The organism is Vibrio sp. V01_P9A10T6, from assembly GCF_963877065.1.
GTDB lineage: Bacteria > Pseudomonadota > Gammaproteobacteria > Enterobacterales > Vibrionaceae > Vibrio > Vibrio anguillarum.
In genome coordinates, this window is sequence record NZ_CAWNTB010000020.1 from 1 (window position 1) to 9,748 (window position 9,748).

General features: G+C 44.7%; 10 protein-coding genes. 4 read left to right on the forward strand and 6 right to left on the reverse strand.

Going from position 1 to position 9,748, the window contains the following annotated elements:
- From ectA to AACQ21_RS01240, 4 genes are all read left to right on the forward strand, one after another.
- Nucleotides 1–548 (forward strand): diaminobutyrate acetyltransferase (gene ectA / locus AACQ21_RS01225; protein WP_105976982.1); only part of this gene is annotated, 548 nt, incomplete at its 5' end.
- A gap of 11 nt (nt 549–559) precedes the next feature.
- Nucleotides 560–1,825, forward strand: a complete 1,266-nt coding sequence (gene ectB / locus AACQ21_RS01230; RefSeq protein ID WP_105976983.1) for a diaminobutyrate--2-oxoglutarate transaminase — start codon at nt 560–562, stop codon at nt 1,823–1,825.
- Nucleotides 1,826–1,834: 9 nt separating this feature from the next.
- Nucleotides 1,835–2,221: an ectoine synthase gene (locus AACQ21_RS01235; protein WP_105976984.1), complete on the forward strand. Its 387-nt coding sequence runs from the start codon at nt 1,835–1,837 to the stop codon at nt 2,219–2,221.
- 48 nt (nt 2,222–2,269) lie between these two features.
- Nucleotides 2,270–3,685: an aspartate kinase gene (locus AACQ21_RS01240; protein ID WP_013867979.1), complete on the forward strand. Its 1,416-nt coding sequence runs from the start codon at nt 2,270–2,272 to the stop codon at nt 3,683–3,685.
- Nucleotides 3,686–3,809: 124 nt separating this feature from the next.
- Here AACQ21_RS01240 and AACQ21_RS01245 read toward each other — a convergent pair whose 3' ends face one another.
- The 6 genes from AACQ21_RS01245 to proV all read right to left on the reverse strand — a co-directional run bounded on the left by AACQ21_RS01245 (nt 3,810) and on the right by proV (nt 9,691).
- Complete coding sequence (locus tag AACQ21_RS01245; RefSeq protein ID WP_105976985.1) at nt 3,810–5,156, reverse strand: magnesium transporter; 1,347 nt, start codon at nt 5,154–5,156, stop codon at nt 3,810–3,812.
- Nucleotides 5,153–5,719: a mechanosensitive ion channel domain-containing protein gene (locus AACQ21_RS01250; RefSeq protein ID WP_013867977.1), complete on the reverse strand. Its 567-nt coding sequence runs from the start codon at nt 5,717–5,719 to the stop codon at nt 5,153–5,155. The genes AACQ21_RS01245 and AACQ21_RS01250 overlap by 4 nt, the downstream gene beginning before the upstream one ends.
- Before the next feature lie 136 nt (nt 5,720–5,855).
- On the reverse strand, nt 5,856–6,386 hold the full coding sequence (locus AACQ21_RS01255; protein WP_013867975.1) for a MarR family winged helix-turn-helix transcriptional regulator: 531 nt from the start codon (nt 6,384–6,386) through the stop codon (nt 5,856–5,858).
- 4 nt (nt 6,387–6,390) lie between these two features.
- The gene (gene proX, locus AACQ21_RS01260) at nt 6,391–7,398 is read right to left on the reverse strand and encodes a glycine betaine/L-proline ABC transporter substrate-binding protein ProX (protein ID WP_017043349.1); all 1,008 of its coding nucleotides are present in this window, start codon (nt 7,396–7,398) and stop codon (nt 6,391–6,393) included.
- A complete protein-coding gene (gene proW, locus AACQ21_RS01265; RefSeq protein ID WP_105976986.1) occupies nt 7,395–8,501 on the reverse strand; it encodes a glycine betaine/L-proline ABC transporter permease ProW in 1,107 nt (368 codons plus the stop codon). Before proW ends, proX begins: the two co-directional genes overlap by 4 nt.
- A gap of 2 nt (nt 8,502–8,503) precedes the next feature.
- Entirely contained in the window at nt 8,504–9,691 is a 1,188-nt protein-coding gene (gene proV, locus AACQ21_RS01270; RefSeq protein WP_013867972.1) for a glycine betaine/L-proline ABC transporter ATP-binding protein ProV, read from the reverse strand.
- Nucleotides 9,692–9,748: the final 57 nt, after the last annotated feature.

Below are 9,748 nucleotides of genomic sequence, written 5' to 3' on the forward strand. Positions count from 1 at the left end.
CAGCAGCACCTTGGGTTGCATACCCGGAAATTATGCAAACAAAGACAGAACAATGGACGTTTCGTACCCCTAATCAAGCCGATGGGCAGCGTGTACATGATTTGATTGGGCTATGCCCTCCCTTAGATGAAAACTCCTCATACTGTAATTTCCTACAAGCGATTCACTTTCAAGAGACTTGCATCTTAGCGGAAAGAAATGGCGAAACCGTGGGGTTTATTTCGGCCTATTTAAAGCCTGACAATTCTGATGAATTGTTTATTTGGCAAGTGGCCGTGCATCCAAATGCTCGTGGGCTAGGGCTTGCCTCACATTTGTTAAATGAATTGCTCGCTCGTGACGTTATGGCTGATGTTCGTGTATTGGAAACGACTATCACGAAAAACAATCAAGGTTCATGGAACCTCTTTAAGAAATTTGATCGAGCACATGGCGAGCAAGGAGAGGTATCGACCTTTCTCGATCAAACTCGTCACTTTGAAGGAGAGCATGATACCGAGTATTTGTACCGCATTCCGCTCAAACCTCGTTCTAACTTAACAGGATAACTATCATCGTTATGGACATTTTTAAAAAGAAAGAATCAAACGTGCAATCTTATGCCAATCACTTTCCCGTGGTTTTCTCTACGGCAAAAGGGAGCTGGCTATTTACCGATTCTGGTGATCGCTACTTAGATTTTTTGGCTGGAGCTGGTTCGTTAAATTATGGTCACAATAACGCCCTCTTTAAGCAGGCGCTATTGGAGTACATTGATAAAGACGGCATTACTCACGGCTTGGATATGCACTCCTCTGCCAAGGCTGAGTTCCTCGCGGTATTTGAAAGTCTCATTCTTGAACCAAGAAACCTCGACTACAAAGTGCAGTTTACTGGTCCAACTGGGACTAATGCTGTAGAGGCGGCAATGAAGTTGGCCAGAAAAGCCACGGGTAGACGTAATATTGTGGCTTTCACTAACGGCTTTCATGGTTGCTCTTATGGCGCACTTGCCGCAACAGGAAATCAACATCATCGAGGCGGCGCTGGGCTTAGCTTAGATGGCGTGACGCGGCTCCCTTATGATGGCTATGCCAATATTGATGGCCTGTCGCTATTTGAAAATATGCTGAATGATAACTCATCGGGTTTAGACAAACCGGCTGCGGTATTATTGGAGGTTGTCCAAGGCGAAGGTGGCTTAAATTGCGCGTCCAACGAGTGGTTGCAACGCTTAAGTCGTCTCTGTAAGAAAAATGACATTTTGCTTATCGTTGACGATATTCAAGCTGGTTGTGGACGTACGGGAACCTTTTTCAGTTTTGAGCCATCAGCAATAAAACCGGACATAGTGACGCTATCGAAATCGCTCAGTGGTTATGGGTTACCTATGGCGATTGTGCTGCTGAAACCTGAGTTAGATGTGTGGAAACCGGGAGAGCACAACGGAACCTTTCGCGGTAATAATCACGCCTTTGTAACCGCTACAAAAGCGCTGGAAACCTATTGGTCAAATGATGATTTTACCACTCATATCGCACATCGAGCCAAGCAAGTGACGCATGTCATTCAAACCACACTGCGTCGTTTCCCCACACTGTTTAACCGCCACAAAGGGCGTGGACTAATGCAAGGCATTGAATGTAGCAGTGGTGAGATCGCCCATAAAATTGCTCGTCGTTGTTTTCAACTAGGGATGGTGATTGAAACCGCAGGCCCAAATGACGAAGTGATTAAGTTTTTCTGTCCACTCACTATCACGGAAACCGAACTCGACCAAGGTTTAGATATTTTTGCACAAGCGGTAGAAGAGCTAGCCTCTCAGTTAATTAAAAAAGCATCTTAGGAATAAAAAATGATTGTTAGAACATTAGAAGAGTGTCGCCAAAGTGAGCGCCGGGTTGTTGCTCAAACTTGGGAAAGCGTTCGTATGCTGCTGAAAGATGACAATATGGGTTTTTCATTCCATGTTACGACCATTTTTAAAGGCGGCGAGACCCATATCCACTATCAAAACCATTTGGAATCCGTGTATTGCATGTCAGGTGAAGGGGAAATCGAAGTGATAGGAGGGGAAACTTACCCGATAAAACCTGGCACTTTGTACATCCTTGATCAACATGATGAGCACTATTTAAGAGCTTATTCTGGTGCAGATATGGTTATGGCATGTGTTTTTAACCCGCCACTGACCGGAGCTGAAACGCATGATGAAAAAGGTGTTTACCCAATCATTGAGTAATCACTCGCGACGATTCACTGCATTCAATTTAAAAGAAAAGGAGATCCCATGTCTTACACCGTAGAAAAAATCGGTGGAACATCAATGAGCGCTTTTGATGCTGTGCTCGACAATATTTTACTAAGGCCTCATCACCCTTATGATCGAGTATTTGTGGTATCAGCGTATGCAACCATTACCGATGCCCTACTGGAATGCAAACGCACTGGCAAGCCCGGTATTTACCAGATGATCGCGAAACATGATACGCAATGGCAAGAAGCCATGTACCAACTTGAGCAACGTATGCTGCTGATTAATGAGCATTTGTTCGCCGATCCTATGAGTCGTATTCGCGCGGATAAATTTATTCGTTCGCGGATCTCAGAAGCAGTCAACTGCATTAATAATATTCTAGAAACGTGTCAATACGGGCAGTTTTCATTGCGTCAGTATTTGCCTCAGGTGCGAGAATTTTTATCTTCAATAGGCGAGGCTCATAGTGCCTATAACACCAGTTTGAAGCTAAAAACTCTTGGGATTAATGCATGCTTCATTGATCTCTCTGGGTGGAATAATGGGCAAGCAGGAAGCTTAGATGAGGTGATTTTGGCTGCCTTCGAAGACATTGATGTAGCAACGCAATTGCCAATCGTGACTGGCTACGCCTATTGTAATGAAGGATTAATGAAAACCTATGATCGTGGCTATAGTGAAATGACCTTTAGCCGCATTGCCGCATTAACCAACGCAACGCAAGCGATCATCCATAAAGAGTATCACTTAAGCTCCGCAGACCCGAGAATTGTAGGCGCGGATAAGGTTAGCCCTATGGGATTGACGAACTTTGACGTAGCAGACCAACTGGCTAATTTAGGTATGGAAGCGATTCATCCGAATGCGGCAGCTGGGCTGCGTCAGCAGGGGATTGAACTCAGAATCAAAAATACGTTCGAACCAGAGCATAAAGGTACTCTCATTTCCAATGTTCATAAGCCTCAGAACAATAAGGTAGAGATTATTGCGGGCAAGGACAAAGTGTTCGCCTTGCATATTTTTGACCAAAGCATGGTCGGGAAAATTGATAATGCCAGTTATGAATTGATGGAAGTGATCGCCGAAGCTAAGGTACATCTCGTTGGTAAAGAGATGAATGCAAACTCGATGACGTATTACCTCAGTGGCAGCAGCGATAACTTAAACCACGTGTTGTACAAAATAGAGAAGCGCTACCCGAATGCATCCGTATCAGGAAAAATGGTCGCCCTCATTTCCGCAATCGGTGCATCAATGAACACCAACAACGCATTAACGCAAGGCATGCAAGCATTAGTTAACGCAAAAATTAGCCCTATTGCCGCTCACTCGTCGATGCGTAATGTCAATGTACAATTTGTAGTAGAAGACAACGATTACAATCGCGCGATTTGTGTTTTACATGATGTGTTGATTGCGAAACCGCTATCTACCAAAAAAGCGGCTTAGCGGTTCAGATTGAAGCATCGTTCCCCCCAATCACATAGTAATCTATGTGATTGGGGATTTATTTTCTGAGCGGCTATTTTTTTTAAGTGGTTTAGCTCGCTTAGGCTTCAAGCGGTTTGGAAAGCTATAACATCACTAAACTTGCTGTGCCCAAGAAGGCAAAGAAGCCGACAACATCCGTTACTGTGGTTAAGATGACAGAGCCCGCTAATGCTGGGTCAAGCTTAAACTTATCAAGCGTGATCGGGATGAGTACCCCAAACAGCGCGGCGGTAATGATATTTACAACAATGGCCAGTGAAATGGTGGCGCCAATCATCGCTGACTGGAACCAGAGCCCTGCCAAGGCACCAATGATCAACGCCCATAACAAACCGTTAATGGAACCAATACCAATTTCATTTTTGAGCAACGCAAAACGGTTACCCGGTGTAATTTGATTCAATGCCATGGCGCGTACCATTAAGGTTAAGGTTTGGCTTCCCGCAATACCGCCCATCGAGGCAACAATTGGCATCAACACCGCTAACGCGACAACTTGAGAGATGACCGTTTCAAACATACCTATAGTGACCGAAGCGAGGATAGCGGTCAGCAGGTTGATCCCAAGCCAAAGGCCTCGTTTTTTGGAACTTTTAATGATGGGGGCAAATAAGTCATCCCCTTCATTCATACCTGTACCGGCCATTAAGCGCGATTCGTAAATCTCTCGTTGTGTACTCAGGGCAAATTGCCAGTCAATTTCACCCACTAAGATTTCATGGTTATCAATGATGGCGACAGTCGGCAATTGGGAATGTTCTAACGCTTCTACTGCTTCAGAAAGTGACTGGTGAGCATTCAGCGTAAAGAGATCATCTTGCTTGATGTTTTTCAGTAAAGTTTTGCTTTCAGCAAGCAAAATTTCTGTATAACTCACGATGCCTTGGAATTTTTTTGCTTTGTTGATCAAATAGATATGTTGTGGAGAGTCATAATGATATTTCTCCAATAGTATCTTGGCTTTGTCGACACTGATGCTGAAAGGCAAGGTATACACTTTACGGTTTGCCCAGTGGCCAACTTCACTATCTTCATAGGCATTGGCTTGATCATACAATTCAAGCTCGTCGCGACTAATTAAGCGCAGCGCTTCACTGATGATTTCATCAGGCAGAGAATCGGCCCACTCGAGCAGAGACAAGTTATCGAGCTTGGCGAGAGTCAGTTTTAGTTCTATTTCTGACAGTGCGTTGATGATAGAAAAACGTACTTCAGCACGCATCTCTGTCAGTACATCAATGTGTAGCTCTAAGGGTAGGCTACGCCACAGACGTACCCGCTGCTCGACAGGAAAAGCTTCTAAGATGATTGCGATCGAGCTTTCATCAAGCCCACTTTCCACGTACTCGCCGAGTAAGTCGATTTGTTGCTGCTCATCGGCTTTTGAAATCGTTTCAATATGCAGTGAAAGGTCTTGATATTCGTTCAACGTTTTACTCCGATAGGAAGTTGTTTCTTCTCGATTTTTTTCACGGCTTTTTCTGGAGTTTTGTTTAATACAATTACAGGGCGAACAATAAAGAGGTTGTTTGGATAGAGCACTGTATTGCCATCAACATTCTCTAATACGACATTGAGTAGGTTCATGTCGACGATTTTACCTTCAACAAAATTTGCGCCATCCACCACTCGCACCCATAAACCGATGCGACAGTGGTTTTGTACAAATAAAACCAGAAATGAGGTGACGTTGCTCAGCAAAGACCAACCTGCAAACAAACCGACGCCAAGCAACGCAAAAAGTGATGAGCCAACAACCAATAACCCACGCAGTTCCACGCCCCACATCATTAGCAGAGTCAACACTAACACCAAGAAGAGTAAGGTCTTCACCAGCCAACGTGCTCGTTTAAGCCGATGAATATCGACTTTGCCTATGACCATATTCTCAAACCATCGCACGGTGTAGCTGGCTGTTTTAGGATAAATAAGCAACGCCATGATCGTGATGATCCATTGATAATTTTTTTGAAATAAGTCTAAGTATTCCATGACGAATCAGAAAAAGGAGATTTGGTTCAAAATAACCGAAATTCAGTCAATTACAACCTCTAATCTGGCTGAGGTTGATAATTGGAATTGGGTTGAGAAAAAAGTAACCAATTTGCTTTAGTCGGTCGAATAAAAACTAGAGAGGATCATCGGGTTCTAGACTAGACAATAGCGTCGATGCTTCTATTTCTGGTGTTTTCATCATCATCGATAACCGCTGTAAAGTGGAGAGAATGAGAGTTTGTTCCCATGCGTTTAACGCCTGAAATTGTTCAATAAAGCTATCTTTTAGCAGTGTGGGTGCTTTGAGTAATAATTCATCTCCTGTTGGGGTCAACAATGCATGAACTTTACGTTTATCTTGTTGATCTCGCTCTCGAATGATCAGTGCGCGCTTTTCTAAGCGATCCAAAATGCTGGTCGCTGTAGCTTGGCTCATATTAGTATGATCGGAGAGTTGCTTTATGGTCATATCGGCCGAGTTTTGGATCGCACGCATTAACAATAGTTGGGGGCTAGTGAGGCCAAAATCTTTGTTTATTTTTTTGGAATGGAGATCTGTCGCACGAATAATTTGGCGTATAGCGACCAGTACTTCTTCATGAATATCCAATACTTTCCTCCTTGAAAATAAGCAGAGCCACCCTTTTGATATGGGTGGCTCCATACTCTTACTTAGCGGCTTCTTTGGCGGTTTTTATCCACGAATCGAATTCAGATTGGTGAGCTTTTATCCAACCATTGGCATGAGCTTCAATATCTTTGGCAGAGTTTTTACCTTTACTCATGATCATGTTTTGCGCACTGATATCATTAATATTCAACTTCATGATTTCAAAAAGTTTTGCTGCGGCTGGGTTTTCTAGAGCGAATTTTTTATTGGCGACAATCAGCATGCTGTTCATCTCAAAGCCGAAGTTCTTTCCGTTGGGTAGGGTTGTATCGATATTTTTGCGCTCACCAGGTAGGGCAGAGAAAGGGACTTCAAGCCAAGTGACATCTTTACCAGGGACCAACACCCCACTCACCCAATAAGGTGTCCAAGTGTAATAAAGGATAGGGTCGCCTTTTTTGTAGCGTGAAATTGTATCGGCAATGATAGCGGCATAGTTACCTTGGTTGTGAGTAACGGTCGGTCGTAAACCGTAGGCGGTTAAGTGCTCCTCAATCACCATCTCACAACCCCAGCCGGGTGTGCAGCCAGTTAAGTCTGCTTTACCATCGCCATTTGCATCAAACAGCTTGGCGATTTTAGGGTCTTTTAACTGAGCAATATTAGTAATACCGTACTTATCTGCCGTTTTTTTATCAATCAAGTAGCCTTGCGCTGCTCCTGATATATATTGACCTTTTCGATAGAACTTAGCGTCGCCGCCCGCCATCGAGTATTTGTCGGCGTGTAAAGGAAACCACCCAACGGCGAGATAGGTTGCATCGCCTTCGGCAATCGAAGTATAAGCCACGTTGTAGTCGACTTCTTTGGTCGGTTTGACATCGTACCCCAGCGCTTCCATCGCTTTGTTCACGATGAGAGTTTGAAATGTTTCTTCAGCCACTGTCGATTGTACGGGTTGTACACTAATACCTTTGCCAGGAAGTTTATCAGCCCAAGCGCTGATGGGTAATGCCGCCGATGCGATTAAACTGGTTGAGATTAACGTCTTCCATGCGTAATTCATTTCTGTTCTCCTAGATTGTTTGCACTCTGATGAGTCAGTTTTTGCTTCAGTAAATAAAAGGGTGAGATAGGGCCGGTTTGATACCAGCGTACTTTTTGATCGCGATTTTCTGTACCGATATGCTGAGTTAGGCGATCAAGTAAGATGGCGAGAATGACAATGCCAAGTCCCCCTACGGCAGCGAGTCCCATATCAAGTCGGCCAATACCACGCAAAACCATTTGCCCCAAGCCACCGACAGCAATCATGGAGGCAATTACAACCATCGACAGCGATAGCATCAGTGTTTGGTTGACACCGGCCATAATGGTCGGCATGGCTAGTGGTAACTGAATACGGTAGAGCATCTGTTTTGGGCTTGCGCCGAATGCATGGCCTGCTTCGATAAGCTCTTCGGGAACTTGTTGAATACCTAAGATGGTTAAACGAACAATCGGTGGCAGGGCGAAAATAATGGTTACCACCACGCCAGGTACGTTGCCAATTCCGAACAGCATCACGATCGGGACTAAATACACAAATGCGGGCGTGGTTTGCATCGCATCCAAAACGGGGCGGATGAATTTTGCAGCCGTTTGATTTCTGGCCAGCCAAATCCCAAGTGGCAAGCCAATCAATAGGCAAAAGAATACCGAGGTCATGACCAAGGCGAGGGTGACCATTGCTTGTGACCAGGCTCCGATTAATCCAATCGTAATCAGCGAGGCTAATGAAGCGATACCCATTTTAGGTCCAGCAAGTTGCCATGTGATCAAAAATAAAATCAACAACATCACAGGCGCTGGCGTTGAAACTAACGTGGTTTCAAATGAACTTAAAATAAAATCAACAGGTACTCTGACAGCTTGAAATAATGGCCTACCGTGTTCCACTAACCAACCCAGCCCGGTTTCAACCCAGTGATCAAAGGGGATAATTGCATCTTGAAATGGGTGCAGCCAATCGAAAGGCGCGGGAGCGTCGGTTGCGCCATTTAACCAATCACCTGCTGTAGTTGGAGACGCAGTAGTCGCTGACCAAGGATCGCTGCTGACAGGCGTTTGCGCGGCAGACGCCCATGGGTCAAGCGCCTCTGTGGATTGAATGTTGGTTTCCGTTGTCATAATTATTCCCTATCCAAAGTCTGCAATAAGCGTGATTTGGTGATCACGCCGTAATAATTTCCCTGCTGATCGACAACAGGCACGGCGTAGGGGACTTCAGCAACTTGGCTGATTAATTCACTAACAGACAGCTCCGGATCAACCGTCACAATATCAGGCAGTAGTGCCGCGCTAAGCGATGTTTGTTGCTTGAGAGCTTGTTTCAGAGAGTCGAGCGACACAATGCCAGAGTATTTATTCGTACGGTCAACTACAATTCCGTAGTCTCGGTCATGATCCATCAGTAACTGCATTGCTGCAGCCGGGCCATCATTGTCGTGTTTTTTAAAAACGGCCGCGGGTTTTTTGCGGGCAATGTCTTTAGCTGAAAAAACACTGGCAACATTAACGCCACGAAAGAATGAACTGACGTAATCGTTAGCAGGATGATGCAATATTTCATCGGGCGTGCCCGTTTGTACGACGATGCCATCTTGCATGATGGCGATACGGTCACCAATTCTCATTGCTTCATCAAGGTCATGAGAAATAAAAACGATGGTTCGCTTATCATCATTTTGCAGGCGGATTAGTTCATCTTGCATTTCGGTGCGGATTAACGGGTCGAGTGCGGAAAATGCTTCGTCCATTAACAAAATGTCAGGGTCGTTGGCGAGTGCACGAGCCAAACCAACGCGTTGTTTCATCCCACCCGATAACTCATCAGGGAATGACTCACAGTAGGCGTCTAAGCCAACCCGAGCGAGCGCTTCTTTTGCACTTTTATTACGTTCATGAGCCACCACTCCTGATAGTTCTAATCCAAAGGCAGCGTTTTCAAGAACGGTCATATGTGGCATGAGTGCGAAGTTCTGAAATACCATTGAGATATTTTTACGTCTTACATCGCGCAGCTCTTGCTCTGAAATATGAGCAATATCCTTACCCTTCAGTAAAACACTTCCTTGGGTTGGCTCAATCAGGCGGTTCAACAATCGAACTAAAGTGGACTTGCCCGAACCGGACAAACCCATAATGACAAAAATCTCCCCTTCATTGATTGAAAGAGACACATCCTTGACCCCAACAGTGAGTCCGGTTTGCTCGAAAATTTGGTCTTTATCCAACCCTTTTTCTAACAGCGGGAAAGCCTGTTGTGGAGTCTCTCCAAATACCTTGTAGAGGTTCTTAACTTCTAACACGGGTGACATGATTTACATCCTTTGTTCTTCATGGCTATTTAATGTTTAGCCGTAAATATGTATAGT

What these genes read in the sequence shown, in the direction of transcription:
- AACQ21_RS01255 (WP_013867975.1), bottom strand. Translation starts at nt 6,386, where the DNA reads ATGGAGCCACCCATATCAAAAGGGTGGCTCTGCTTATTTTCAAGGAGG.
- proV (WP_013867972.1), bottom strand. Translation starts at nt 9,691, where the DNA reads ATGTCACCCGTGTTAGAAGTTAAGAACCTCTACAAGGTATTTGGAGAG.
- proW (WP_105976986.1), bottom strand. Translation starts at nt 8,501, where the DNA reads ATGACAACGGAAACCAACATTCAATCCACAGAGGCGCTTGACCCATGG.
- AACQ21_RS01250 (WP_013867977.1), bottom strand. Translation starts at nt 5,719, where the DNA reads ATGGAATACTTAGACTTATTTCAAAAAAATTATCAATGGATCATCACG.
- AACQ21_RS01235 (WP_105976984.1), top strand. Translation starts at nt 1,835, where the DNA reads ATGATTGTTAGAACATTAGAAGAGTGTCGCCAAAGTGAGCGCCGGGTT.
- proX (WP_017043349.1), bottom strand. Translation starts at nt 7,398, where the DNA reads ATGAATTACGCATGGAAGACGTTAATCTCAACCAGTTTAATCGCATCG.
- AACQ21_RS01240 (WP_013867979.1), top strand. Translation starts at nt 2,270, where the DNA reads ATGTCTTACACCGTAGAAAAAATCGGTGGAACATCAATGAGCGCTTTT.
- ectB (WP_105976983.1), top strand. Translation starts at nt 560, where the DNA reads ATGGACATTTTTAAAAAGAAAGAATCAAACGTGCAATCTTATGCCAAT.